Source organism: Streptomyces kryoterrae, from assembly GCF_054072135.1.
On sequence record NZ_CM133358.1, the window covers coordinates 631,616 to 657,441 of the forward strand.

Consider the following 25,826-nt stretch of genomic DNA (forward strand, 5'->3'; position numbering starts at 1 on the left):
CAACACAGCGCCGCCCCGCCCCGGCCCGACCGGCCGGGGCGAATTTCCGGCGCACTATACACACCATGTATACGCTGAGCGTATACCGAAAGGGTTGCATGTACGGCAAGGCATTCGCCCCGGAGTACCAGGGCGCGCTCACCAGCCTCTCGGTGAACTCCTCGCTGGTCGACGTACTCGCCGCGGGCACCGAGCAGTTGGCGGCCGCCGAGCGGGCCGGGCGGCGCGGCGAGGCCGCCCGTTCCGGACTCGCGGTCGCGGAGGCGCACCGGCGGCTGGGGCAGGTGGGCGACGCCGACCGGGCCTGGAAGGCGAGTTACCGCGCGGCCCGGGCGGCCGGGGACACCGGGGCGATGGCGTGGGCGCTGTGGAGCGGCGGCACCCTGGCCCGTCAGCGCGGCGCGTTCCCGCTGGCCCGGCGGCTGCTGGGGCTCGCGGCCGAACTCGGCGAGCGCGGCGGCGACATCGTCGTCCGCGGATACTCGCTCGCGGGACTGGCCGAGACAGGCCGTATCCAGGGCGACTACGAGGCGGTCGGCCGACTGCACGAGCAGTTGCTCGCCGAGGCGCGCAGGCGCGGTGAGGCGCGGCACACGGTGTGGGCGCTGGAGGGCATCGCGCAGATGCACCGCAACACCGGCTCGTACGACAGCGCGTACGCCATGTTCGAGGAGGCCGCGGAGATCTCCGCGCGGGCCGACGACCGGCGTGGGCACGCCTGGGCGCTACGCGGGCTCGCCGACATCGTGTCCGTGCGCGACGGGGACACCGCACGCGCCCTCGCCCTGCTCTCGGAGGCGGAGGAGAGCTGCACGGCGATGAACCTGTCGAGCGCGCTGGCCTACAACCACAAGATGCGCGGCAACGTCCTCTACCGCGCCGGGCGTTACGCCGAGGCCCGCGACCTGTACCGCCAGGCCCTGGCGGAGTTCCGCGCCATGAGCGAGCCGCGTGGCGAGGCGCTGTCCCGCCTCGGACTCGCCAAGTCGCTGGCCCGTCTGGGCCGCGACCGTGCGGAGACGGCCGCCGAACTGGCCGAACTGGCCCGCGAGCTGGAACGCATAGGGCTGCGGCACGCCCGCACGATGGTGGCGCGGGCGCAGACCGAACTCGGCCTCGACACGGACACGGAGGCCGCGCGATGACGCCGTCGGCCTCCGAGGTCCTGGCACCGGCGGCACCGTCCGTGTCCCAGCTCCTCGATCGGTGCCGTGACCTGGTGCGTCCGGCGCTCACCGAGGCCGTCGAACGGCTGCATCCCTGGCTGAGCGAGATGGCCGCGTACTCCTTCGGCTGGTGCGAGGTGGGCGGCGCGCCCGTCGACGCGTCCGGCGGCAAGGGCGTACGGCAGGCGCTGGCCGTGCTCGGTGCGGAGGCGGCCGGGGCGCCCGGACGTTCCGGAGTCGCGGCGGCAGTCGCGGTGGAACTGGTGCACACCTTCTCGCTGCTGCACGACGACATCATGGACGGCGACCCGATGCGGCGCCGCCGGGCCACGGTGTGGAAGGCGTACGGCACCGGGCCGGCCGTCCTCACGGGCGACGCGCTGTTCGCGTTGGCCGTGGAGACCCTCGCGCGGACGTCGGGCGGCCCGGCGGGGATACGGCTACTGTCGGCGGCGCTGACGGACGTGGTGTCCGGGCAGGCCGACGACCTGCTGTTCGCCGCCCGCCCGTGGACCGGGCCCGAGCGGGTGCGGCCCGAGGAGTACCGGACGATGGCCGAGCGCAAGACGGGCGCGCTCCTCGGCTGCGCGCTCTCGCTGGGAGCCGCGCTGGGCGGCGCCCCGCCGGCGACGACGTCCGCGCTGGAGCGGGTGGGACGGCATGCCGGGACCGCCTTCCAGATCGTCGACGACGTGCTGGGCATCTGGGGCGACCCCGCCGTCACCGGCAAGCCCGTCCACGGCGACCTCCGGGAGCGCAAGAAGTCGTACCCGGTACTGGCCGCGCTCGACGCGCCGGTCCCGGCCGCCCGGCGGCTCGCCGCACTGCTGGAGTCCGTGGACACGCCCGACGAGGCCCTCGCGCGCCGCGCGGCGGCGCTCGTCACCGAGGCGGGCGGCCGTACGGCGGCCCTCGCCCAGGCCCGACGGCACCTCACCGCGGTCGAAAGCGGCCTGGCCGGCCTGCCCCTGGCGGGGCCGGCGGCCGACGAGCTGCGGACGCTCCTGGGCTTCCTGGTGCGCCGCGAGCTGTGAGGCGGACGGCGGAGATCCGGTGGGGAGATCGTGTGCGGTCCGCCACCTCAAGCCCGGTGAATGCCCCCATTTCTTCGCACACCTGCCCGCCGCAGATGAATAAAAGGAAAATCGGTCCCAGGAGTTGCGGAATATTTGAACAGACCCCGTCACACCCCTCGTACCACTGGGAAAGGTGAGAGCCAGGTGTTCAGCGAGGGATGGCCATGGTCAAGGCGCACGTCTCCACACACGAGTTGGTGGCCGGAAGGTACCGACTCCTCGATGTAGTCGATCGCGAAACGAACCGGGTCTCCTGGTACGGCGAGGACACCGCATCCGAGCGCCCGGTCGTCCTCACCCAGATCCAGCTCCCGCCCGATCCCCGGGAGCAGACCGCCCGCCGGGCCATCGCCCGGGTGACGCGCGCGTCCGAGATCCTCGGGCTGGTGCTGCCCGGCCGGGTGGCCGCCGTGATCGACGTCATCGAGGAGTTCGGCACACTGTGGACGGTCGCCCAGTGGATCGACGGCACACCGCTCAGTGAACTCCTCGAACGGCAGGGCACGTTCAACTACGTGCGAGCGGCACGCATCGCCCTCGAAGTGCTCGACGCGCTGGAGGCCGCGCACCGCGAGGGCATCGTGCACGCCGAACTCAGCCCCGGCCAGGTGTTCGTGCGGGACCAGGGCCCGGTCGTGGTGACCGGCTTCGGCCTGGCGGGCGCCACGTCCGCGTCCCGGGTCGGCGCACCCTCGTACGCCTCGCCCGAACAGGCCCACGGCGCGCGCCCCGACCCGTCCGACGACCTGTGGGCGCTCGGCGCGCTCCTCTACGCGATGGCCGAGGGCCGGCCGCCCTTCCGTGACCGGGGGCGGGCCGACGCCACGCTCAAGGCGGTCGACCGGCTGCCGCTGCGCAGCCCGGTGCGCGCCGGCCCCCTCACCCAGGTCATCCAGGGGCTGCTGCGCAAGAACGCCCGGGAACGGCTGACCGCTCCGGTGGCGCGGGACGCCCTGCTCCGCGTCATCAGGGACGAGCCCGACACCTCGGACGAACCGGTGCCCTCCGCCCGGCTGCGCGGCACCGGTGCCGCCGTCGCCGCGCGGCGCGCCGGCCGGAACCTGAACAGGCACGGTCCCCGCAGGATCGTCCTCGTCGGTGCCGCACTGGCCGCCGTCACCGTCGCCGTCCTCGCGACGACGGACAACCTGCCCGGCATCAACGCCTCGGCGTCCGGCGCGGACACCACCCCGCCGGTCGTCGCCCCGGTTCCGTCCCTGCCCTCCACCGGCCAGAACACCGCCGTCCCCGACCAGACCCCCGAACCGAGCACCACCCCCTCCGCACCGCCCTCACCGACGCCCTCGGCACCACCGGCCGCGTCACCCGCGCCCACCCCCACTCCCGAGGCCACCGGGGGCACCGCCCAGGCGCTGCCCCCGGGGTTCCGGGTGTACAACGCCCCGGAAGGGTTCTCCGTCGCCCTCCCCCAGGGGTGGAAGCGGCTGAGCGAGGACATCTCCCCCGGCAACGTCGCCTACCGCATCGTGTTCGGGGCCGACAACGACCCGCGGACCCTGACCGTCACCTACAGCCAGCGGCTCCGCTCCGACCCCGTGGCCGTGTGGCGCGACGACGTCGAACCCGTCCTGATCCGGGCGGACATCGGCTTCCAGCGGATCGGCGAGATCCGGGCGACGACCTATCGCGGACGGAGCGGCGCCGACATGGAGTGGCTGTCCGACTTCGAGGGCACCCGGATACGTACCCTCGGCCGGGGTTACCTCACCGGCACGAACACGGGCTACTCGCTGCGCTGGACGACACCCGCCGCCGACTGGAACGACACCGCGAACCGGCAGGCGCTGGACGCCTTTTTCCGGACCTTCAGAGAGTGAACCGCGCACAGCCATGAGCGGGTACACGTGTCCACCAGCGGGTGTGCGGAACCGGTGACGGGCCGGGACCGGCGGCGGGCCCGGCCTGTCAAAGCATCGTCAATGCGCGCATATAGGCTGCCTGTCTGCACCTTCGCAGTCCGTCCAGCCTGCCCGGGAGAGTCACCTGTGACCGTAGCGATCGCCCCGTCCGAAACGCCGGAGATGCCTGAGCCCTCCGAGACACCCGAGGTGGCCCCCGTGGCCCCCGTGTCCGAGGAGTTCGACGGGTCCGAGTGGTCCGAGCCGTCCCCCGGGCCCGACGAGGCCGTTGACGCCGCCTTCGACGCCGCCGATGTGTCCCCCCTCGTGGCGCGCGACGCGCAGGAGTTCGGGGCCTACGCGCGGACCGGGGGCTGGGCCTTCGGGCTGCGGGTGGCGCGGAGTGTGCGGCCCGGTGGCCAGCCCGCCGGTGAGACACCGAAGGTGTCCGCCAAGGAGTTCGCCGCTCTCGCCGACTGCTCGCCCGAGCGCGTCATGCGCTACTACAAGGCCTGGGACAAGGCCGCCGACGACGGTGTCGTCCCGCACTTCGAGGCGCTGGCCCCGGGCGCGGAGGTCGAACTCCCGGGCGCCGACCTCTGGCTCACGTACTACAGCTCCCGTTCCAGCGCCGGCTCGGAGCGCGGCGCCGCCATCACCGAGGCGGCCGAGGCGGAGGGCATCCGGCCGACCAAGGCGCTGGAGGTCGCGGAGAACCCCACCGCGCTGCGGGCCGCGATCATGGCCGACCCCTCGACCGCCCGCGCCGCCCGGCACGCACTGCTCGACCGGATCAAGGAAGACCCGGATCTCCAGGCCGAGTTGGCACGCGACATCGTCCGCACCGACGATCTGAAGAAGGCCGTGGCCTCCGAGTCCCGGTCGGCCGACCGGGTCGGATACGTCCGTCAGATCGCCGAGTCCGGCCAGGTCAGGACGCCCGCCGGACAGACCATCGAGGCGCCCGTCGACCTGCGCCAGGAGGCCGAGCGGCATCTGTCCCTCCTCGACGAGCTGGACGAGGACGAGGACACCGGCGAGTGGGCGAGCGAGGCCTACGACACCCTCAAGAACCTCGTCGTCGAGGCCGTCGAGGCCGATCCCGAACTGCGCGTCCAGGAACGGCGGACGAAGTTCTACAGCAGCCTGACCAAGGCCACGAAGGCGTTCGAGGAGCTGACCTTCGACGACGTCCAGGAGTTCGCCGAGGAGGACATGGTCCAGCAGCTGGAGGAGCTCCAGGAGGCCATCGCCTCGTGCATCACGGCGCTGCGCGGAGCACGCACCTCACCCGCGTGACACCTGAGGACCCGGGCGCCCCGGGCTGAGTACGCCTACTCATGCCCGGGACCGGAACGCTCCGCCACGATGATGTTCCCATCACAAGGAGCGTTCCGATGCCCGCAGTCGACAACACCCCCCGCACCCTCCCGACGGCCACCGACGCCCCGCGGCGGCACCTTCCGGTGCTGCTCGCCGGGCTGGTGACCGTCGCGCTCGCGGTCTCGGTGTGGCAGCCGCACGACCTGATGACCTGGTTCCTGGAGACGGTCTGGATCCTGATCGGGCTGCCCGTGCTCGTCCTGACCTGGCGGCGCTTCCCGCTCACGAACCTGCTGTGCTGTCTGCTCGCGCTGCACGCGCTCGTCCTGATGGTGGGCGGCCACTACACCTACGCGCAGGTCCCGCTGGGCGACTGGGCGCGCGACACGTTCGGCCTCGACCGCAACCCGTACGACCGCCTCGGCCACCTCATGCAGGGCTTCGTGCCCGCCCTGCTCGTACGGGAGCTGCTGAGCCGTACGTCACCGCTGCGCGGCAGCCGCTGGCTCGCGCCGCTGACCGTGTGCGCCTGCCTGGCCTTCAGCGCGCTGTTCGAGATGTTCGAGTGGGCGGCGGCCGTGATCGGCGGCGCCGCGGCCGACGACTTCCTGGCCACGCAGGGCGACGTGTGGGACACCCAGTGGGACATGTTCTGCGCGCTGATCGGGGCGACGCTCTCGCTGCTCGTGCTGAGCCGCGTCCACGACCGGCAGCTCGCTGCGGTGCGGGCTCAGTCCGAGGTGTAGCGGTAGCGCGTCCAGAGCGGCAGCACGAACCAGCTTGCCAGGTACCAGGCGAAGATCCCCCCGACCAGCCAGGGCACGTACGCGTCATGGGTGGCCACCCTGAGGACCAGCAGCAGCGCCGAGGTCATCGTCGCGAGCAACAGCACCAGACCCGTGAAGGTCAGGCGCGACGCCCAGCGCACGGCCTCGGGTTTCACCTGCCGGCCGGAGACGATCCGGTGCAGGGCGACCGGACTGATGAGGGCGCCGGTGGTGGCGGCGCCCAGCACGACGGTGATGATGTAGATCGTGTGCTCCGTGGCGTCCAGCTGCTCGTATCTCGGGGTGAACACGACGGTCAGCAGAAAGCCGAACAGGATCTGCACACCCGTCTGGGCGACCCGGACCTCCTGGATGAGCTCGCCCCACTTGCGGTCGGCCCGCTCCTCCTTGGTCTCGTCCCGCCCCCGGTCGAGCGCGCCGGCCTCGCTCTCGGTGTCCGCCATGGTTCCTCCTGGCCTCCGCGTCCTGCCGTACCTGTCCGAATCCGGGTTCCCCGTGGAGCCCGATTCGATCAGTTGGCGGCCGCCCGGTTTGGCCGATCGGCGAAGGGGTTACCCGAGGGGCACCACAGTGACCACGTCGAAGAGGAGGTCCGACCATGTCCGATACGCAGCTCACCCTGACGGTCAGCGGCGGCAATGCCGCCGACGCGCAGACGGTCGTACGAGCTTTGGAGTCGGCCTTCGGCCCCGCGGACGAGTCCCCGGGGGACGACGACGGGCAGTCGACCGTGCACACGGCCGCGTTCACCGTCGGTACCGAGAACCTTGAGCCCGGTCAGCCCGCCAGGTCGCCGCTGTCGGCGCCCGTGACGGTCACCGTTCAGGGCACACCCGAGGCCGTCCGCCGCGCGGGTGACACCCTCTCCGGTGCGTTCACCGCTCAGGACCGGGGCACCGTCTCCGGCGACCAGGAACAGGAACGCCAGCTGCTCCTGGAGCCGTGACGCGCTTACGCCGATCCGCTACCAGCGGCTCTCCACCTGCGCCTTGATCCGGCGGTCGTAGAGGTCCCGGATCGCGGCCACCGTCTCCTGTGACAACGGCGGCAGGGCGGCGGCGGCCGCGTTGGCGCGGGCCTGCTCGGCCGAGCGGGCGCCCGGGATCACCGTGGTCACACCAGGCTGCTGGAGGATCCAGCGCAGGGCCAGCTGCGCCGGGGTGTATCCCTCCGGGGCCAGGGCGGAGAACTCGGCCGCCGCCTCGACGCCGGTCGCGTAGTCGACACCGGAGAAGGTCTCGCCCTGGTCGAAGGACTCGCCGTGGCGGTTGTAGGTGCGGTGGTCGTTCTCGGGGAACACCGTGTCCTTGGTGTACTTGCCCGACAGCAGGCCCGAGGCGAGCGGGACCCGGGCGATGATGCCGACGCCCGCCTTCTGCGCGGCCGGGAGCACCTCGGCGAGGGGCTTCATGCGGAACGCGTTGAGGATGATCTGCACGCTGGTCACGCCCGGGCGGGCGATCGCGGTGAGCGCCTCCGCGGAGGTCTCGACACTGACGCCGTACCGCGCGACGCGCCCCTCGTCGACCAGGGTGTCCAGGGCGTCGAAGACCTCGTCGGAGGAGTAGACGGGGGTCGGCGGGCAGTGCAGCTGGACCAGGTCGATCCGGTCGACACCGAGGTTGCGCCGCGAACGGTCGTTCCAGGCACGGAAGTTGTCGAGGACGTAGTTCTCCGGGAGCTGGTCGACCCGACGGCCCATCTTGGTCGCGACCAGCACATCCAGCTCGGGCCTGTCGCGCAGGAAGGTGGCGATGGTCTGCTCGCTGCGTCCGTCGCCGTACACGTCGGCGGTGTCGAAGAAGGTCACTCCCGACTCGACCGCCGCGTCCAGCACCGCGAGGGCGTCCTTGTCCTCCACGTCGCCCCAGTCGGCGCCCAGCTGCCACGTTCCGAGGCCGATGACCGACGCCCGCTGACCCGACCTACCGATTACACGCTCGTCCATGACGTCAGTCTGTCACCCGTCGGCAGGTCCGGTCGGACGGGGCCTGCCCGGGCCCCGTCAAGGGGTGGTAGCTGCTCGGCAAGGAGTGTGTACGAGGTCGAATTAGCTCGATCGTGTGATGGTCGGCTTACGGGCTTGCGCCGGCCTGGGCCGTTTGGGTTGGCGTGATCGTTCGATCCGGGACGCCGAGTGCGGTGCCGGCGTGTGGGGCCCCTGCTTTACCGGAGTGATGGTTCAGGGCCTCCCCGTCGCCTCTGGCCGTTCCCGTATGGCCAGGTCGTGAGGGCTGTGCCCATCAGCGGCCTCCGGCCGCGGGGGCCTCCCGGGTCCGGACCACGCACAGGAGGCGTGTCGCCGCCCCGGGGTGGAGTACGCCGGGGACCCGTACGCCCGAGACCGTTCGGGGCGCGCGGCTGAACGGGCTCACGCCCGCTCAGTCCGTAGGAACGGTGAGCAGGGCCTGCACGGTGGGGGCGTACCGGTCCACGATGTCGTCGATCGTCGCCTCCCGCAGGTGTGTTCCGCGGGCGATGCCGTACATGACGCCCAGGCCGAGCAGGGTGGCGACGGCCAGCTCGGCGCGCAGGCCCGGGTCGGCGCCGGGGAGGCGGCCGGCGAGGCGGTCGCTCACCTGGGTGCGGAAGTTGGCGCGCATGATGTCGCCCCGGTCGCCCTGGAAGGGGGCGAACACGATCCGCAGGACGGGGTCGGCGCCGCGCTCGGTCTGGCCGGTGAGGAGATGGCGGACCATGTGGCGGCCGAGGCCGTCCAGGGGTGCGTCGAGGAGGGCGTCGGCGTCCTCCTCGAAGGACATGACGCGGGCGAAGAGAGCGTCCTTGTTGCCGAAGTACTTCAGGATCAACGGCGGGCTGACACCGGCGCGTTCGGCGACCGCCTTGAGCGTGATGTCCGCCTGGGCGTGGCGGGCGAGGAGGTACCGGGCGGCGCGCAGGATGGCGTCCCTGGTCTGCTCGGCGTCCCGGCGCGGCGGCGTGGACGAGGGCGGCTCGGTGCCGGTCGGCGGTGGGGTGTGCACGGCGCTCATGCTCCCTCCAGCGCCTCGTCCCGGGCACCCGGTGTGCGGTCACGGGCGCGCCGGGTGCCGCCGGTGACCGGGTCGCGGGGGATGGTCAGGGCCGCCGTGCAGGCCAGCAGGGCGACGACGCCGGCCATCCCGAAGGCCAGCAGATAGCCGTGCAGGGTGGGCACCGGGGCACCGCCGACCGGGCTGGTGTGGCGTACCAGCACGGCGACGACGGCGGCACTGCACATGGCCTGGCCGATCGTGCGCATCAGGACGTTGACGCCGTTGGCGGAGGCGGTCTGGCCGGGCGGTACGGCCCCCAGGATCAGCATGGGCAGCGCCGAGTACGCGAAGGTGGTGCCCATACCGACGACGGCGGCGCCCACGATGATCATCCACAGGTCGCGGCTGTCCGCGATGCGCACCACATAGCCGAGCGCGATGACCGCCGTGCCGATGGCCAGGGTGACGCGCGGCCCGTACGCCGCCGAGACCCGGGCGGAGATCGGCGAGAACACCAGCATGACGATGCCGCCGGGCAGCAGGACGAGGCCGGTCTGGACGATGGACAGGCCGAGCCCGTACCCGGTGGCCTCGGGCGCCTGGACCAGCTGGGCGGTCACCAGGGAGTTGGAGTAGAAGGCGAACCCGGTCAGCAGGGCGGCGACATGGGCCAGACCGACCCGGGGCCGGGACACCAGCCGCAGGTCCACCAGGGGCTGCCGGGTGCGCAGTTGGTGGCACCACCACAGGCCGAGCACCCCGACGGTGCCGAGGAACAGTCCCAGGACACGCGGACTGCCCCACCCCCACTCGCCGCCCTCGACGATGCCGAGGAGCAGACACACCAGCCCGACGGCCAGCCCCAGCGCGCCCACCACGTCGAAGCGCCCCGGTTCCCGCACGGGCGACTCACGCACCGCCCACCACACCGCCGTCACACCCGCCGCACCGAGGCCGGCGGTCGCCCAGAACATGACGTGCCAGTTCGCGTACTGGACGATCAGCGCGGCGAGCGGCAGCCCCAGGGCGGCGCCGATCCCGACGGTCGCGCTCATCAGCGCGACCGCGCTTCCCGTGCGCCCGGGCGGCAGTTCGTCGCGCAGGATGCTGATCGACAGGGGGATGACGGCGGACGCGGCGCCCTGAAGGGCGCGTGCCGTGATGAGCACGCCGATGTCGGAGGACAGGGCGCACATGACGGAGCCGAGGACCATCAGCCCGAGGGCCGCGATCAGTACCCGCCGCTTGCCGTACATGTCACCGGCGCGGCCCAGCACCGGGGTGAGCACGGCGCCGGACAGCAGGGTCGCGGTCACCATCCAGGAGACCGCGCCGGGTGAGGCGCCGGTCAGCCGGGGCAGGTCGGGCAGCAGCGGGACGACCACGGTCTGCATGACCGCCATCAGCATCCCGCCGAACGCCAGCGCCGGAACGGTCATCCGTTCGCGCAGGGGCCGCGGGGCGGGCATCTTGCGTGGGGCGGGTATCGGGACAGGCTCGTCCATCGGCACTCCAGCGGCCGGCCGCTCTGCGCGACAAAAAATGGGGTGAATGGCGATTCACCATAGCGGTGAATCGCCATTCACCCAATAACACCGGCCGTGACCAGGCTATTTGCCGGAGACCCCGGCCTCGTCCTCGGTACGGGAGGCCAGCGCGCGGGTCTGCGCGGTCCGGGCGAGTTTCGGGCCGAGCCATCGCTTGAACCGGCGCAGCGCTTCGAGGCGTCCCGCCGCCCGGTCGATGCCGTAGTACAGCTGCGGCGGCACATAGGGCAGCAGGGGCGAGTGGCGCTGGCCGAGCAGGGCGAACATCCGGTCCGGGGGCAGCCGGATATAGCGCGGCAGGTTCTCGTACCACTGGGCGCTGTAGCGGGCCGCGCTCTGGATGGAGAGCAGTTCCGACTTGCGCCGCTCCTCGTAGGCGGCGAGGGCCGCGGGGAGGTCGGGGTGGGTGTGGAGGGCTTCGGCCAGGGCGAGGGCGTCCTCCAGGGCGAGGGTGGTGCCGGCTCCGATGGAGTAGTGCGTGGTGTGGGCGGCGTCGCCCAGCAGGACGAGGTTGCCGTGGTGCCAGGCGCGGTTGGTGAGGGTGCGGAAGTTCAGCCACTGGGCGGCGCCGTCGTCGGCCGAGCGGCCGATCAGGGGGTGGCCGTCCAGCAGGTCGCCGAAGAGCTTCTCCAGGAGGGCCAGGCCGTCGGCCTCGTTCGCCCGGTCGAGGCCGAGGCCGCTCCAGGTCTCGGGGGAGCACTCGACGACGCAGGTGCTGTGGTCCTGGCTGTAGCCGTAGCCGTAGCACCAGATCCAGCCGTGCTCCGTCTCCTTGAAGCCGAAGGTGAAGGCGTCGAAGACCTTGGTGGTGCCGAGCCAGATGTACCGGTTGCGGCCGGCCCTCAGATTGGCGCCGAAGTGTTCGGTGCGCTGTTCGCGCAGCGCGCTGTTGACGCCGTCGGCGGCCACGACGAGGTCGGCGTCGGCCAGTGCGCCGGCGTCGGTGATCCCGTGCTCGAACTCCAGCCGTACGCCGAGTTGTCGGGCCCGGTCGGCGAGGATGTCGAGGAGCTTGTGGCGGCCGATGCCGAAGCCCTCGTCGCCCGGGTGCCGGGTCGCGCTGTCGCCCACGTGGGCGACTCCGTGGTTCCAGGACACCGAGGCGTCACCGATGGCCCGCGCGGACTCGGGGTCGTGCTCATGGAGCTTGTCGAGCAGTGCGCGCCAGTAGGTGACGCCCCAGCCGTAGGTCGAGCCCGCCGGGTCACGCTCGTACACGGTGATGTCGTGGGACGGATCCCGCAGCTTCAGCAGGATCGAGAGATACAGGCCGGCGGGCCCGCCTCCGACACAGGCGACCTTCACACACACCCCTAGCGATTACGGAAGGTGGTCAGTTCGCGTCGGAGAGTAGCAGGATGTGGGTACACCGAAATGCCGTCCAACACGGGACGGCCGGTGCGGTCGGGTGCGCTCAGGCGTCGGCCGTGCGGCACTCCGGGTGACCCCAGCCCTGGGTGTTCTTGGCGATGGTCTCGCCGGCCGCGTAGGCCCGTCCGCAGACGCAGCGGCCGGGGAACTTCGCCTTGAGGGTGCGGCTGGGGTTGCCGCTTCGCGCCTTGGCGGTCTTCGTGCCGGACGTCTTCGGGGCCGAGGAGCGGGGGGTGTCGGGCGAGGCCGGGGGTTCCGGGGAGCCGAGGTCGCTGCCGGCCGACAGCTGCGCGATCGCGGCCTGGCTGGCGGCGCGGTCGGCGAAGTCGTTGAGCTTGTCGCCGTCGACCTGGTGTGCGGGCACATAGCGGAACTCGACCGAGCGGCCGTCGAGCAGTTCGTCGATACGGACGACGAGTTCCTGGTTGGCGACCGGCTTGCCCGCGGACGTCTTCCAGCCCTTGCGCTTCCAGCCGGGCAGCCAGGTGGTGACGGCCTTCATCGCGTACTGGGAGTCCATCCGGATCTCCAGCGGTACGTCCGGCGCGACGGCCGTCAACAGCCGCTCCAGCGCGGTGAGTTCGGCGACGTTGTTGGTGGCCCGGCCGAGCGGCCCGGCCTCCCAGCGAGTGGGACTCTCCGAGCCGTCGGCCACCACCCAGGCCCAGCCGGCCGGTCCTGGATTTCCCTTCGAAGCCCCGTCGCACGCGGCCACCACTCGTTCACGCATGCGCTCGATCATGCCATGCGTGCGGCGGGCTCCCGGTCTGCGTCGGCCCGCCTCCCTCAGCCCACGTCCGTCGACTTGGGCATCTCGCCCGCCGTCGTCGTGACGTCGATGACGGAGAAGTTGGCGCCCTGCGGATCGCTCATCGCGGCGAACCGGCCGAACGGGCTGTCCATGGGCCCGAAGCGCAGCACTGCGCCGAGCTTGGTGGCCGTGGCGACGGCGTCGTCGCAGTTGCCGACGGTGAAGTACACGTTGATGTACGGCGGCATCTCGGGCGGGAAGTCGTCCGTCATCCGCATCCGGCCGAGGACCGTGTCGTCGCCGAGGTTGTACATACGGAAGTCGATGGCGTCGTCCTGCATCTGCTTGGCCGAGTAGCCGAAGACGGTCTGGAAGAAGGTGTCCGACTTCTCGGTCTCGCGGGTGAAGACCTCGGCCCAGCAGTACGCGCCGGGCTTCTCCGGTCCCGCTTCGAAGCCCTCGTGGACACCGCCCTGCCAGATACCGAAGGCGACACCGCTGGGGTCGCGGGCCAGGCACATGGTGCCGAACTCGCCCACCTGCATCGGTTCCATCAGCAGCTCGCCGCCGTTGTCACGGATCTTCACGGCGGTGGCGGCGGCGTCCGGGGAGGCGAGGTACAGGCACCACGCCGACTGCCCCTCCTGCCCGGGCATCGGCGGGACGACCGCGGCGACCGCCTTGCCGTCTGCGTACGCCTGTGTGTAGTTGCCGTACTCCGACGACGACTCGCCGAAGGTCCAGCCCAGCACCTCGCCGTAGAAGCTCTTGGCTCCCTCGACATCGCTGAACATCGCGTCGGCCCAACAGGGGGTTCCCTCAGGTTGCACGGCCATGGCTCCGGCCTCTCCGGTCTGGTCGATCTCGTCGGGTGTCCGGATCCTCACGCTAGCCAGGCTTCGTCCGGGACGCGCGCCGAGCGGCCCACCCTGTTACAGATCGGAGGAGCCGCACCCCGACGGGGCGCGGCGATAACACACCCCTGCGGTCTGATAATTTCATCGGCGCTCGTCTCTCCTCGGCTGCTCCCCTACCTCCAGGTGTCCAGATGTCCGCTGCGCGGGTGCGTCGCCCAGCGACGCGGCATGTCCGCGGCGGCCTCCCGCACCTGCTGGGTGTCCTGGTCCTCGTGCTCGCGACGTTCGCGTTCTCCTGCGCCGGCGCCCTGCCCTCGCCGGACACCGGGCCCGCCCGGTCGACGTCTGCGCACGTGGTGCACATCGCCGACCGGGATCCCTGCCAGGAGGGCCCGCACCACGGCTGTCACGCCCCCGGGCACCTCGGCGTCCTCAACCACGCCCCGTTCATCGGCGCGGACCGGCCCGCCGCGCTGGACCAGCCGAGCACGGCCCCCGCCCGGCTGCCGCTCGGCCCGTCACGGACCCCTGGCGCCGCCCGCCCTCCCGATCTCCACGAGCTGCAACTGCTCCGGGTCTAGGCCGTGGTCGGGCCCGCGCCTTCCTCGGGCCGATCCGCTCAGCCACGACCACGAACATCACCCCAGCTTGCAGCGCCGTGCCCGAAGACGGGCACGGCACGGAGAAGGACATCCCATGGGTACATCCAACGCCAAGGCGAAGACCGCGGCCCGCCGCGCCCACATGGAGGAGCTGCGCAGGACCGAGCAGGCCCGTGAGCGCCGTATGCGTCTGCTCACGCTCGGCGCGACCGCCGTCATACTCGTCGGCCTGGCCGGCGGCGGCTGGCTCCTCGTCGACTCGGCCCAGGACAAGGAGGAGGCGAAGGCGGCGCCGATCTCGGGCGTGAAGAGCTGGTCCAAGCTCACCCAGAACCACGTCGCCAAGGCCGTCACCTACAAGATGAGCCCGCCCGTGGGCGGAGACCACAACCAGGTGTGGGTGAACTGCGACCGTCAGGTCTACACCAAGGTGGTCCCCAACGAGAACGCGGTGCACGCCCTCGAACACGGCGCCGTCTGGATCACGTACAACGACAAGGCTGCCAAGGCGGACGTGGAGACGCTCTCCGAGAAGGTGACCAACACGTCGTACACCTTCATGAGTCCGTACGAGGACCAGTCGTCGCCGATCGTGCTGAGCGCCTGGGAGCACCAGCTCAAGGTGGACAAGGCGTCGGACCCGCGGGTCGCGAAGTTCCTCGACAAGTACGTCCAGGGCGAGCAGACCCCCGAGCCCGGTGCCGCGTGCACCAACGGCATGACGCCGTGAACCGAGCGTCGGCCGCGGGGCGTTCGCACCGGACGACCCCGCGCCGGCGCCTGTGTTTCCGTCCCGCCGAAAATCGGTGGACTGGTGGCCCGCCGGCGGCTGGGATGGTCACCATGTGTGCCCTGAAGACGCATGCGGACGAGGCGGAGATCGATGCCCCGCTCGTCCAGCGCCTGATCGCCCGGCAGTTTCCCGAGTGGGCGGGTCTGCCGCTGGAGCGGCTGGAGTCCGCCGGGACCGAGAACGCCATGTTCCGGCTCGGCGGTGACCTGGTGGTCCGGCTGCCCAGGCATCCCGGCGCGGTGGGCAGCATCGAGCACGAGCAGCGCTGGCTGTCCCTGCCGGGGCCGCGGCTGCCGGTCGCCGTACCCGAACCGCTCGGCCGGGGCGGCGCCGACGGGGGGTTCCTGTGGCCCTGGTCCGTGTACGGCTGGCTGGACGGGCGGAACCCGGCGGTCGACGCCCTCGAAGCTCCCGAGACCCTGGCCGAGGAGCTCGCCGGTTTCCTCCGCGCTCTGCGTCGCGTCGACGCCGCGAACGGCCCGTCCCACTACCGGGCCGTTCCACTGGCGGCGCGGGACACGGCCACGCGCGCGGCCCTCGCTCAGCTGACGGAGGAGGTGGACACGGAGGTGGCGACCATGCTGTGGGAGGAGGCCATGCGGGTTCCTGAGCACGCGGGAGCGCCGGTCTGGGCGCACGCGGACCTCTCCCCGGGCAACGTGCTGGTCACCGAGGGACGGCTGAGTGCGGTGATCGACTTCGGCTGTACCGGGGTCGGCGATCCGGCCGTCGATCTGATCGTGGCCTGGAACCTGCTGCCCGCCGACGTCCGTGACACCTTCCGCGAGGCCGTCGGCGCCGACGACGCCGAGTGGGCGCGCGGGCGTGGCTGGGCGCTGTCGATCTCGCTGATCCAGCTGCCGTACTACCGGGAGACGAATCCGGTGCTCGCGGCGAACTCCCGGCATGTGATCGGGGAGATCCTCGCCGAGCACAGCGGCCGGCGGGCCTGAGCCGCCCGGGACGGGGAGCGGCCCGGCACCGACCGGGCTCGCCTACTCCCCCGCGTACGCCTTTTGCAGGGTGGCGATGTCCAGCTTGCCCATCGCGTACATGGCCTTGGTGGTGCGGACGGCCTTCTCCTGGTCCGGGTCGCCGATCATCTCGATCAGGCCCTCCGGGATGACCTGCCAGGACAGTCCGTACTTGTCCTTGAGCCACCCGCAGGGGCCGCCCTCGCCGCCGCCCTCGGTGAGCTTCGCCCAGTAGTGGTCGACCTCCTGCTGGTCGGCGCAGAAGATCTGGAAGGAGACGGCCTCGCTGAACGTGAACTGCGGGCCGCCGTTCAGGGCGACGAACTTCTGGCCGTTGGCCACGAAGTCGACGGCCAGCACGCCGCCGGCGGGGGCGGGGCCGGCCTCGTTGTAGTAGCCGATCCTGCCGAGGGCCGAGTTCTTGAAGACCGAGACGTAGAAGTGGGCGGCTTCCTCGGCCTGGCCGTCGAACCAGAGACACGTGGTGAAACCGTCGGTGGTCATGGGGTACCTCCTGGAGCGGGAACGCTGTCACCTCTTCCGACCGATCCTCCGGCGAAAACTCATCGGTGGCGCGACGAGTTGTTCCACGGGTCCGTCTCGGAGGCGACACCGCGCGTCGCCGACCGGTTGATCCGTTGATCCGTTGACGAGTTGATCAACCGGTCATTGACCCACCCGGCCGTCGATGCACTCGCGCAGAAGGTCCGCGTGGCCGCAGTGCCGCGCGTACTCGTTGACGTGCGCCGCCAGGACGTCACGAAGCTGCAGCTGCCCGCCGGGCTCGGCGCCCAGGTCGGAGAAGCCGGCGTTCGTGGTGCCGAGGTCGGCGACGCCCGCGACGAACCGGTCGGTGAGTTCCGTCTCCGTCCGCCACTGCTTCCAGGCGTCCTCCACGACCGCCGGATCGGCGACCGCGCCGTTCCAGTCGCCGTCGCGGTCGTCGTCGGTGCGGTACAGCTTGGGCGCGTCCTCGCCGGCCATGACCCGGCGGAAGTGCCGTTCGTCCTCGGTGAGGTGCCGCACCAGCCCGAGCAGGGACATCGTGGACGGCGGTACGGACCTTCGGGCCATCTGTTCGGCGTCCAGACCGGCGCACTTCATCTCCACGGTGAGGCGGTAGTGGCGCAGGCCCTCGATCAGCGTGCCGCGTTCGTCGACGATCTCGGTGTCGGTCTCGCGGGGATCGTCGTCCGGGTCGACCCACATGTCGTCATAGACGGTCGCGACCGTCCACCGAGTCGCCGTTGTCCCGTTGTCGTGCTCACGCGAGTCCATGGGGGGCATGGTCGCGCGCGTCGACACGGTGCGCCACCGAATAAGGTCCTACGCCTGGTGCACGAGCTGGATCAGGTTGCCGCAGGTGTCGTCCAGCACCGCGGTGGTGACCGGGCCCATCTCCAGTGGTTCCTGGGTGAATCGCACACCCAGACCCCGCAGCCGGTCGTACTCCGCGTGCACGTCGTCCACGGCGAACGCGGCGGCCGGGATCCCGTCCTTGACCAGCGCGTCCCTGTACGGCCGCACCGCGGGATGGCCGGAGGGTTCCAGCAGCAGTTCGGTCCCGTCGGGATCCTCGGACGAGACCACGGTCAGCCACCGGTACTCGCCCAGCGGGACCTCGGTCTTCTTCGCGAAGCCCAGCACGTCCGTGTAGAAGCGCAGGGCCTTGTCCTGGTCGTCGACGAAGACGCTGGTCAGGTGAATCCTCATGGGGTGCTCTCTGATTCGTGTGCGTACGGGTCCGGCGAAGCCGATTGTCACCCCGCAGCCTGGCATTCCCGGACGGTCTCCGCGATGCGGTGCCCCATTGACGCGCCGGGCCGCCATGGGCGACGATCCCGGCCGGTGGAGGGTCGAGAAAGGCCCTTCCCACCTGCCTCGCAGGGGCCGGAACCGTCGTGAGGCCGAGGTCACAGTTGCGCCGAGGTCAAGGTCACAGCCTGGGCCTCTGCTGCGGTTCGACCTCTCTGCCCTAGCATCCGGGCATGACAGTCCTGCCCAACGACGGGCTCTCACTGGCCGCCGAGTTCCCTTCCACGACCCATGAACAGTGGCAGCGCCTGGTGGAAGGCGTCCTACGCAAAGCGGGCAAGGAGGTATCCGCCGCGACAGCCGAGGACGCTCTGTCCACCACGCTGGAGGACGGGCTCACCACCCGCCCGCTCTACACGGCGCACGACGAGGCTCCCGAGCCCGGCTTCCCCGGCTTCGCCCCCTTCGTACGCGGCGGACGCCCCGAGGGGAACACCGTCGGAGGCTGGGACGTACGGCAACGGCACGCGACCCTCGTCGGCGACGCGGTGCTCGGGGACCTGGAGAACGGCGCCACCTCGCTCTGGCTGACCGTCGGCCCGGACGCGATCCCGGTGTCGTCGCTCGCCCGGGCCCTCGACGGCGTCTATCTCGATCTGGCCCCCGTCGTCCTCGACGCCGGACGGGAAGTCGAGCCCGCGGCACGGGAGTTGCTGCGGCTGTACGAGGAGCGGGGCGTCGCCGGGGAGGTGGCGCGCGGCAACCTCGGCGGTGACCCACTGGGCCACGAGGCCCGCACGGGTGAGGAGTTGGCCTTCGCGCCGGTCATCGAGCTGGCGCGGCTGTGCGCCGAGCAGTACCCGGGGCTGCGCGCGCTGACCGTGGACGCGCTGCCGTACCACGAGGCCGGCGGCTCCGCCGCGCAGGAGCTGGGCGCGTCCCTGGCGACCGGTGTCGCGTACCTGCGGGAGCTGACCGAAGCCGGGCTGTCCGTCGAACAGGCCTGTGCACAGCTGGAGTTCCGGTTCGCGGCCACCGCCGACCAGTTCCTGACGATCGCCAAACTGCGCGCGGCCCGCCGGCTGTGGGCCCGGGTCGCCGAGGTGTCCGGGGCGCCGGCGGCGGGGGCGCAGGTGCAGCACGCCGTGACCTCGCCGGTGATGATGTCGCGCCGCGACCCATGGGTGAACATGCTGCGCACGACGGTGGCCACGCTGGCCGCCGGGGTCGGCGGCGCCGACTCGGTCACCGTGCTCCCCTTCGACCACGCACTGGGCCTGCCGGACGCGTTCGCGCGCCGGATCGCCCGCAACACCTCGACGATCCTGGTCGAGGAGTCGCATCTGGCGCGGGTGATCGACCCGGCGGGCGGCTCCTGGTACGTGGAACGCCTCACCGACGAACTCGCGCACGCGGGCTGGGAGTTCTTCCAGTGGATCGAGGGCCTGGGCGGCCTTGCGCCCGCCCTCCGTTCGGGCCGGCTGGGTGAGGCGCTGGCCACCACCTGGGCGGCCCGCTCGGCCAAGCTGGCCAAGCGGCGCGAGCCCATCACCGGGGTCAGCGAGTTCCCGAACCTCGCCGAGCGCCTCCCGGACCGCGAGCCGGCGCCGGTACCGCCGTCCGGAGGGCTCCCCCGGGTGCGGCGCGACGAGGCGTACGAGGCTCTGCGCGCCCGCTCCGACGCCCACCTCGCCGCCACCGGATCCCGGCCGCGCGTCTATCTGGCGACCATCGGCCCGGCCGCCGCCCACAGCGCGCGGTCGACCTTCGTCTCGAACCTCTTCCGGGCCGGCGGCATCGAGCCCGTCACGGAGGGCACCTTCGAGGAGAGCGGCGCAACCGAGGCCTGCCTCTGCTCCAGTGACACGCTGTACGCGGAGCAGGCCGCGACCGTCGCCGCGGAACTGAAGGCCGCCGGCGCCTCACAGGTGTTCCTCGCCGGCCGTCCCGGGCAGTACACGGACGTCGACGCGTACGTCTTCGCGGGCTGCGACGCCGTCGCCGTGCTCTCCGCCACCCTCGACCGTATGGGAGCGTCCTGATGGGAATCCCCGACTTCTCCGGAATCGAACTGGGGACCCCGACCGCCCATGCCGACGCCGACGACTGGCGTACGGCCGTGAAGGCGACCACCGGCGCGGACGGGGCCTTCTGGGAGACCCCGGAGGGCATCGCGGTCAAGCCGCTCTACACCGGCCGTGACCTGGAGGGTCTGGACTTCCTGTCGACGTACCCGGGTGCCGCCCCCTATCTGCGCGGCCCGTACCCGACGATGTACGTCAACCAGCCCTGGACGATCCGCCAGTACGCGGGTTTCTCCACCGCCGAGGAATCGAACGCCTTCTACCGCCGCAACCTCGCGGCCGGCCAGAAGGGCCTGTCGGTCGCCTTCGACCTGCCCACGCACCGGGGGTACGACAGCGACCACCCGCGCGTGACCGGTGACGTCGGCATGGCGGGCGTGGCGATCGACTCGATCTACGACATGCGGCAGCTCTTCGACGGCATCCCGCTGGACAGGATGACCGTGTCGATGACGATGAACGGCGCGGTGCTGCCCGTCCTCGCGCTGTACATCGTGGCGGCGGAGGAACAGGGCGTGCCGCCCGAGAAGCTGGCCGGGACCATCCAGAACGACATCCTCAAGGAGTTCATGGTCCGCAACACCTACATCTATCCGCCGAAGCCGTCGATGCGGATCATCTCCGACATCTTCGCGTACACCTCGCAGCGGATGCCCCGCTACAACTCCATCTCGATCTCCGGCTATCACATCCAGGAGGCGGGTGCGACGGCCGACCTGGAGCTGGCGTACACGCTCGCGGACGGGGTCGAGTACATCCGGGCGGGCCGTGAAGTAGGCCTGGACGTCGACGCGTTCGCGCCCCGGCTCTCCTTCTTCTGGGCGATCGGCATGAACTTCTTCATGGAGATCGCCAAGTTGCGTGCGGCCCGGCTGTTGTGGTCGAAGCTGGTCAGGCAGTTCGACCCGCAGAACGCCAAGTCCCTTTCCCTGCGCACCCATTCGCAGACCTCGGGCTGGTCGCTGACCGCGCAGGACGTGTTCAACAACGTGACGCGTACGGCCGTGGAGGCGATGGCGGCGACACAGGGCCACACCCAGTCGCTGCACACCAACGCCCTGGACGAGGCGCTCGCGCTGCCCACCGACTTCTCGGCGCGCATCGCCCGCAACACCCAGCTGCTGATCCAGCAGGAGTCGGGCACGACCCGGGTCATCGACCCGTGGGGCGGCAGCGCGTACGTGGAGAAGCTGACGTACGACCTCGCGCGCCGGGCCTGGCAGCACATCGAGGAGGTCGAGGCGGCGGGCGGCATGGCCAAGGCCATCGACGCGGGCATCCCCAAGCTGCGCATCGAGGAGGCCGCGGCGCGCACCCAGGCGCGCATCGACTCGGGGCGCCAGCCGGTGATCGGCGTCAACAAGTACCGTGTGGAGACCGACGAGCAGATCGACGTCCTCAAGGTCGACAACTCCTCCGTGCGCACCCAGCAGATCGAGAAGCTGCGGCGGCTGCGCGCCGAGCGCGACGAGCGGGCCTGCCAGGACTCGCTGGACGCGCTGACCCGGGCGGCGGGCGGTGAGGGCAACCTGCTGGAGCTGGCGGTGAACGCCGCCCGCGCGAAGGCGACGGTCGGGGAGATCTCGGACGCGCTGGAGAAGGTGTACGGGCGGCACTCGGGCCAGATCCGTACGATCGCCGGGGTGTACCGCAACGAAGCAGGCGAGTCCCCGTCCGTCGACCGCACCCGCACCCTGGTGGACGCCTTCGAGGAGGCCGAGGGGCGTCGGCCGCGCATCCTGGTCGCCAAGATGGGCCAGGACGGCCACGACCGCGGCCAGAAGGTGATCGCCACCGCCTTCGCCGACCTCGGCTTCGACGTCGACGTCGGCCCGCTGTTCCAGACGCCGGGCGAGGTGGCCCGGCAGGCGGTGGAGGCGGACGTCCACATCGTCGGGGTGTCCTCGCTGGCCGCCGGGCACCTCACCCTCGTACCGGCGCTGCGCGAGGAGCTGGCGGCCGAGGGCCGGGGGGACATCATGATCGTCGTCGGCGGGGTGATCCCGCCGCAGGACGTGCCGACCCTCCTGGAGATGGGCGCGGCGGCCGTGTTCCCGCCCGGGACGGTGATCCCGGACGCGGCGTACGACCTCGTCGAGCGGCTCTCGGCCGACCTCGGGCACGACCTGTGATCGATCTCGACGCGTACGTCAAGGGCGTGCTCGACGGGAAGCGGGCGATCGTGGCGCGGGCCATCACCCTCGTCGAGTCGACGCGGCCCGGGCACCGGGCGCCGGCACAGGAGTTGCTGACGGCGCTGCTCCCGCACAGCGGCCGGGCCCGGCGGATCGGGGTCAGCGGGGTGCCGGGGGTCGGGAAGTCGACGTTCATCGACGCGTTCGGCACGATGCTGACCGGGCTCGGGCACCGGGTGGCGGTGCTCGCGGTGGACCCGTCGTCCAGCCGTACGGGCGGCTCGATCCTCGGTGACAAGACCCGGATGGAACGCCTGGCCGTGGACCCGGCGGCCTTCATCCGGCCCTCCCCCACCGCGGGCACGCTGGGCGGGGTCGCCAAGGCGACACGTGAGTCGATCGTGGTGATGGAGGCGGCGGGCTACGACGTGGTGCTGGTGGAGACGGTCGGGGTCGGCCAGTCCGAGACCGCCGTCGCCAACATGGTCGACTCGTTCCTGCTGCTGACGCTGGCCCGCACCGGCGACCAGTTGCAGGGCATCAAGAAAGGCGTCCTGGAGCTCGCGGACGTGCTCGCCGTCAACAAGGCCGACGGCCCGCACGAGCGCGACGCCCAGGCCGCCGCACGGGAGTTGGCGGGCGCCCTGCGCCTCATGCACGGCAGGGACGCGGCCTGGACGCCGCCCGTGCTGACGTGCAGCGCCCGTGAGTCGACCGGCCTGGACACCGTCTGGGACCGCCTGGAACAGCACCGCACCCTGCTCGACTCGACCGGCCGCCTCGCCGCCAAACGGCGTGACCAGCAGGTCGACTGGACCTGGACGATGGTCCGCGACGAACTGCTGGGCCGCCTGCACACCGACGAGGCCGTACGTGCCGTCACCCCCGGTCTCGAACAACAGGTCAGGGACGGCGAGTTGACGGCCACCCTGGCCGCCGAGCGCATCCTGAGGGCGTTCGGCGGCGACTGAGAAGCAGGGCCGCCCAGCACGTGCGGGGTGGACTCAGAGGGGTGTGGCGGCGTGCAGGACGAGGACCATGGTCACGGCCGCGTCCGCGGACGACATCGCCGACACGGCCGCGTCCGCCGCCGCACCCCAGGCCGCCGGGCCCACCGCGGTGAACACGGAGAGTCTGCCGCGCGGCGAAGCCGGCCGGCGTGGCCACGGACGTGCCCCGCGGCACGAGGGCCGTCTTGCCGATGGCGTGCGCGAGGTCCGGCGGCTGTAGACGCCGGGAACCGTGAGCGCCGTGCGAGCAGCTCAACAGGGATACCCCCAGGCGCGGGCGAGGTCGCGCAACGTCTCCGGGACGTCCTCGGCGTCCGGCAGCGGACGGGCCCGCTGGATCCTCCCGGACTTGATGTTCTCGCTCCAGTCGCCGATGAACGGCACGAAGGGGCCGTGGTCGCCCTTCCGGTAGTCGAGCATCTTCGGTGTCCAGGGCACACCGAGATACCCGCAGATCTCCCGGGTGACCGCCTCGGGCCGTTCCGTGAGGTCCTCGTAGCGGACCGTGAGGCCGTCCAGCCCGTTCCTGGCCGCTTCGACCGCCTCGACGTACATGCGCACCTCCCGTACGGTCGCGCCGAGTTCGCGGTCGGGACGGTTGTTGATCAAGCTGCTCACCATCGACGCGGGGTGGCGCAGCAGGAAGATGTAGCGGGCCTTCGGCCAGCCCTCCGCGAGCCGCTCCCAGAAGCCGGCGTTGCCCGGAGTCTTGTCCACGATGATCTGTTTACCGCTGCGCACGAGTTCCCGGTGCAGGATGCGGTCCCACAGCAGGTATTCCAACTCGCGCTGGTCGAGATCGAGTTGGGCCATGGCCTTGCTGGTGTACGGCTTGGTGAGGTCGACCGCCAGGGTGCGCAGGTGCATCTCGTGCGGCGCCCGGATCCGCGGGTGGCTGTTGAGCAGGACCCGCAGGAGCGTGGAGCCGGAGCGCACGGAGGAGATGACGAACACCGGGTCCGGGACGAGCCGGTGGGCCGACCGCGGCACAGGCGGCTCCGCGAACCGCCGTACCCGCCGCCTCAACCCACGAGCTACTCGGCGTACTTCCGGACCGACCAGGACCATGACCGTGCCTCCTTGCCCCCCGGCGTACAGAACCCCAACTCCCCCCTTGGGTGCTTGACCATCCTGTTACCAATGCCTGGGGCCGCCATGGGAAGGGAATGAGAAATTCCTGAGACCCGTTCCCTTCCCTGCCGCCGCATGGTTGATGATGGGCGGGCCATGACCATGCTCCGTACGCCGACGACGCACTCCGCGCCCCTGCCCGTGTTCCGGGCAGCGGTGTTCGCGGTCGTCGGCACGGTGCTCGGGGTCAGCGCGCATCATCTGGTCGCCGAGGGGCCCGCCCCGTGGCGGTCGAGCGTGGCGGCGGCGGTACTGCTGTTCGCCGTGGGGCTGGTCGGAACCCGGCGCCCGCGTTCACTTGCCGCGGTGGTGGTGACGAGCGCGGCGGCACAGACCGGACTGCATCTGTGGCTGTCGGCCGCCCACTCGCGCCACCCGGCGATGCCGGCCACGGCCATGCCCGCACATGCGCACCATCCGATGCCCGCCCATGGGGCCTGGCCCGAGGGCCTGCACCACTCGGCCGCCATGACGGTCCTGCATGCCGTGGCCGCCGTACTCGTCGCGGTGCTGCTGCACCGCGCGGACGCGGCCTGCTGGTCGCTGGCGCACGGCCTGACCGGGGCCGTCGAGGCGGTGCGGACGCGGATCGCCACCGTACGGGCGCTGCTCGACGGCCGGCCGATGCCGGCGGAGCGCGGAGCGCGGGTGCGCCGCCCGCGACGGACGGAGCCGCCGCCGCTCAGGGGTGCGCTGCTCGCGGACGTGGTGGTACGGCGGGGTCCTCCGTCGGCGTGGCTCGTTCTCGCCAACTGACCCTGCGGGAACGGCCCGGCGCAGGTCGGCCGTTCCGTGCCACCGCACGCCCGGAAAGACCCGGAGACACCCATGTTCACTGCCCCCACCCAGCACGGCACCGCGCGACGCCTGACCCTCCTGGCAGCCGCCGCCGGCGCCCTCGTCCTTCTCACCGCCGGGCCGGCCGCCGCCCATGTGGAGGTCGAGTCCGACAAGGCCCAGGCTCTCGCCGAGAACGTCGAGATCTCCTTCGACGCGGAAGCGGAGTCCGACACCGCCGGTATCGCCGCGGTCCGCGTGATCCTGCCCAAGGGCATCGCGCCCGGCGACGTGACCTACGGCGAGGGCCCCAAGGGCTGGAAGTTCACGGCCGCCGACGACGGCTACACGATCAAGGGCCCGGCCCTGAAGGCCGGCGTGAACGCCGAGTACTCCGTCGTCGTTCGACAACTCCCCGACGTGAAGGAACTCGCCTTCAAGTCGTTGCAGACCTACAGCGACGGCAAGATCGACCGCTGGATCGAACTGGACGAGAGCAGTGAGCAGCCCGCGCCGGTCCTCAAGCTGAAGGCTGCGGCGCCGGGCGCGAAGGCGGTGAGCCCATCGCCGAGCGAGACGGCGTCCGAGTCGCCGTCCGCGTCTCCGTCTCCGTCGGCATCGCCGTCCGCGTCACCGACACCCACGGCCGAGGCGACGGAGGCGACGAGCGACGACGGCGGGATGTCCGCGGGTGCCTGGATCGGCATCGGAGCGGCTGTGGTCGTGGCGGCGGGTGCGGCTGCCTATCTCGTACGACGCCGGGGTGCGACCAGGAGTAGCAGGTAAGGCCGATACCCCAGGCCCTGTTTCCCGCCCACCCGCCCGTTTACGGCCTGAGTCCAGCGCGGGCCC

The 25,826-nt window shown here is 71.5% G+C and carries 25 protein-coding genes and 1 pseudogene; 14 read left to right on the forward strand and 12 right to left on the reverse strand.

Going from position 1 to position 25,826, the window contains the following annotated elements:
- Window positions 1-98 precede the first annotated feature (98 nt).
- From ACW4TU_RS02335 to ACW4TU_RS02355, 5 genes are all read left to right on the forward strand, one after another.
- Entirely contained in the window at window positions 99-1,145 is a 1,047-nt protein-coding gene (locus ACW4TU_RS02335) for a tetratricopeptide repeat protein (protein WP_457424099.1), read from the forward strand.
- Window positions 1,142-2,200 (forward strand): polyprenyl synthetase family protein, encoded by a 1,059-nt coding sequence (locus tag ACW4TU_RS02340; RefSeq protein WP_457424101.1) that lies wholly within the window; start codon window positions 1,142-1,144, stop codon window positions 2,198-2,200. Before ACW4TU_RS02335 ends, ACW4TU_RS02340 begins: the two co-directional genes overlap by 4 nt.
- Before the next feature lie 206 nt (window positions 2,201-2,406).
- Entirely contained in the window at window positions 2,407-4,080 is a 1,674-nt protein-coding gene (locus ACW4TU_RS02345; RefSeq protein ID WP_457430660.1) for a serine/threonine-protein kinase, read from the forward strand.
- Between the two features lie 204 nt (window positions 4,081-4,284).
- A complete protein-coding gene (locus ACW4TU_RS02350) occupies window positions 4,285-5,400 on the forward strand; it encodes a hypothetical protein (RefSeq protein WP_457424103.1) in 1,116 nt (371 codons plus the stop codon).
- A 98-nt stretch (window positions 5,401-5,498) separates the two neighbouring features.
- Window positions 5,499-6,170 (forward strand): DUF2238 domain-containing protein, encoded by a 672-nt coding sequence (locus tag ACW4TU_RS02355; RefSeq protein WP_457424105.1) that lies wholly within the window; start codon window positions 5,499-5,501, stop codon window positions 6,168-6,170.
- Here ACW4TU_RS02355 and ACW4TU_RS02360 read toward each other — a convergent pair.
- A complete protein-coding gene (locus ACW4TU_RS02360) occupies window positions 6,155-6,655 on the reverse strand; it encodes a DUF6328 family protein (RefSeq protein WP_457424107.1) in 501 nt (166 codons plus the stop codon). The genes ACW4TU_RS02355 and ACW4TU_RS02360 overlap by 16 nt on opposite strands.
- Before the next feature lie 155 nt (window positions 6,656-6,810).
- On the opposite strand from ACW4TU_RS02360, the gene ACW4TU_RS02365 reads away from it, so the two are divergent.
- On the forward strand, window positions 6,811-7,158 hold the full coding sequence (locus ACW4TU_RS02365; protein ID WP_457424109.1) for a hypothetical protein: 348 nt from the start codon (window positions 6,811-6,813) through the stop codon (window positions 7,156-7,158).
- Window positions 7,159-7,176: 18 nt separating this feature from the next.
- Here ACW4TU_RS02365 and ACW4TU_RS02370 read toward each other — a convergent pair whose 3' ends face one another.
- The 6 genes from ACW4TU_RS02370 to ACW4TU_RS02395 all read right to left on the reverse strand — a co-directional run bounded on the left by ACW4TU_RS02370 (window position 7,177) and on the right by ACW4TU_RS02395 (window position 13,692).
- A complete protein-coding gene (locus tag ACW4TU_RS02370) occupies window positions 7,177-8,160 on the reverse strand; it encodes an aldo/keto reductase (RefSeq protein ID WP_457424111.1) in 984 nt (327 codons plus the stop codon).
- 433 nt (window positions 8,161-8,593) lie between these two features.
- Entirely contained in the window at window positions 8,594-9,205 is a 612-nt protein-coding gene (locus ACW4TU_RS02375; protein ID WP_457424113.1) for a TetR/AcrR family transcriptional regulator, read from the reverse strand.
- Complete coding sequence (locus ACW4TU_RS02380) at window positions 9,202-10,692, reverse strand: MFS transporter (RefSeq protein ID WP_457424115.1); 1,491 nt, start codon at window positions 10,690-10,692, stop codon at window positions 9,202-9,204. The genes ACW4TU_RS02375 and ACW4TU_RS02380 overlap by 4 nt, the downstream gene beginning before the upstream one ends.
- A 105-nt stretch (window positions 10,693-10,797) precedes the next feature.
- Window positions 10,798-12,039, reverse strand: coding sequence for an FAD-dependent monooxygenase (locus ACW4TU_RS02385; RefSeq protein ID WP_457424117.1), 1,242 nt, complete (start codon window positions 12,037-12,039; stop codon window positions 10,798-10,800).
- Between the two features lie 109 nt (window positions 12,040-12,148).
- On the reverse strand, window positions 12,149-12,847 hold the full coding sequence (locus tag ACW4TU_RS02390; RefSeq protein WP_457424119.1) for a ribonuclease H family protein: 699 nt from the start codon (window positions 12,845-12,847) through the stop codon (window positions 12,149-12,151).
- A gap of 44 nt (window positions 12,848-12,891) precedes the next feature.
- The gene (locus ACW4TU_RS02395; RefSeq protein WP_457430662.1) at window positions 12,892-13,692 is read right to left on the reverse strand and encodes a VOC family protein; all 801 of its coding nucleotides are present in this window, start codon (window positions 13,690-13,692) and stop codon (window positions 12,892-12,894) included.
- Between the two features lie 212 nt (window positions 13,693-13,904).
- On the opposite strand from ACW4TU_RS02395, the gene ACW4TU_RS02400 reads away from it, so the two are divergent.
- The 3 genes from ACW4TU_RS02400 (at window position 13,905) to ACW4TU_RS02410 (ending at window position 16,061) form a co-directional block, all read left to right on the forward strand.
- Complete coding sequence (locus ACW4TU_RS02400) at window positions 13,905-14,294, forward strand: hypothetical protein (RefSeq protein ID WP_457424121.1); 390 nt, start codon at window positions 13,905-13,907, stop codon at window positions 14,292-14,294.
- Between the two features lie 115 nt (window positions 14,295-14,409).
- Window positions 14,410-15,045: a DUF3105 domain-containing protein gene (locus ACW4TU_RS02405; RefSeq protein WP_457424123.1), complete on the forward strand. Its 636-nt coding sequence runs from the start codon at window positions 14,410-14,412 to the stop codon at window positions 15,043-15,045.
- Window positions 15,046-15,158: 113 nt separating this feature from the next.
- The gene (locus ACW4TU_RS02410) at window positions 15,159-16,061 is read left to right on the forward strand and encodes an aminoglycoside phosphotransferase family protein (protein WP_457424125.1); all 903 of its coding nucleotides are present in this window, start codon (window positions 15,159-15,161) and stop codon (window positions 16,059-16,061) included.
- Between the two features lie 42 nt (window positions 16,062-16,103).
- Here ACW4TU_RS02410 and ACW4TU_RS02415 read toward each other — a convergent pair whose 3' ends face one another.
- The 3 genes from ACW4TU_RS02415 to ACW4TU_RS02425 all read right to left on the reverse strand — a co-directional run bounded on the left by ACW4TU_RS02415 (window position 16,104) and on the right by ACW4TU_RS02425 (window position 17,795).
- A complete protein-coding gene (locus ACW4TU_RS02415; protein ID WP_457424127.1) occupies window positions 16,104-16,586 on the reverse strand; it encodes a VOC family protein in 483 nt (160 codons plus the stop codon).
- 162 nt (window positions 16,587-16,748) lie between these two features.
- Entirely contained in the window at window positions 16,749-17,360 is a 612-nt protein-coding gene (locus ACW4TU_RS02420) for a DinB family protein (protein WP_457424129.1), read from the reverse strand.
- Window positions 17,361-17,408: 48 nt separating this feature from the next.
- On the reverse strand, window positions 17,409-17,795 hold the full coding sequence (locus ACW4TU_RS02425) for a VOC family protein (RefSeq protein WP_457424131.1): 387 nt from the start codon (window positions 17,793-17,795) through the stop codon (window positions 17,409-17,411).
- Window positions 17,796-18,070: 275 nt separating this feature from the next.
- Here ACW4TU_RS02425 and ACW4TU_RS02430 point away from each other — a divergent pair, with 275 nt between their 5' ends.
- Genes ACW4TU_RS02430 through meaB form a run of 3 tightly spaced genes read left to right on the forward strand, consistent with a single transcriptional unit; the run spans window position 18,071 to window position 23,027 of the window.
- Window positions 18,071-19,879 carry a methylmalonyl-CoA mutase family protein gene (locus ACW4TU_RS02430; RefSeq protein WP_457424133.1) on the forward strand — a complete coding sequence of 603 codons (1,809 nt, stop codon included), beginning with the start codon at window positions 18,071-18,073 and terminating at the stop codon, window positions 19,877-19,879.
- Window positions 19,879-22,053: a methylmalonyl-CoA mutase gene (gene scpA / locus ACW4TU_RS02435; RefSeq protein WP_457424135.1), complete on the forward strand. Its 2,175-nt coding sequence runs from the start codon at window positions 19,879-19,881 to the stop codon at window positions 22,051-22,053. Before ACW4TU_RS02430 ends, scpA begins: the two co-directional genes overlap by 1 nt.
- A complete protein-coding gene (meaB, locus tag ACW4TU_RS02440; protein ID WP_457424137.1) occupies window positions 22,050-23,027 on the forward strand; it encodes a methylmalonyl Co-A mutase-associated GTPase MeaB in 978 nt (325 codons plus the stop codon). The genes scpA and meaB overlap by 4 nt, the downstream gene beginning before the upstream one ends.
- 33 nt (window positions 23,028-23,060) lie before the next feature.
- Here meaB and ACW4TU_RS02445 read toward each other — a convergent pair.
- Together ACW4TU_RS02445 and ACW4TU_RS02450 are read right to left on the reverse strand one after the other, a co-directional pair.
- Window positions 23,061-23,298: pseudogene (locus tag ACW4TU_RS02445) on the reverse strand (M56 family peptidase); the annotation flags it as partial.
- A 20-nt stretch (window positions 23,299-23,318) separates the two neighbouring features.
- Entirely contained in the window at window positions 23,319-24,056 is a 738-nt protein-coding gene (locus ACW4TU_RS02450; RefSeq protein WP_457424139.1) for a sulfotransferase family protein, read from the reverse strand.
- A 216-nt stretch (window positions 24,057-24,272) separates the two neighbouring features.
- Here ACW4TU_RS02450 and ACW4TU_RS02455 point away from each other — a divergent pair, with 216 nt between their 5' ends.
- Complete coding sequence (locus ACW4TU_RS02455) at window positions 24,273-24,953, forward strand: hypothetical protein (protein ID WP_457424141.1); 681 nt, start codon at window positions 24,273-24,275, stop codon at window positions 24,951-24,953.
- Window positions 24,954-25,025: 72 nt separating this feature from the next.
- Window positions 25,026-25,760, forward strand: coding sequence for a DUF1775 domain-containing protein (locus ACW4TU_RS02460; RefSeq protein WP_457424143.1), 735 nt, complete (start codon window positions 25,026-25,028; stop codon window positions 25,758-25,760).
- Window positions 25,761-25,826 lie beyond the last annotated feature (66 nt).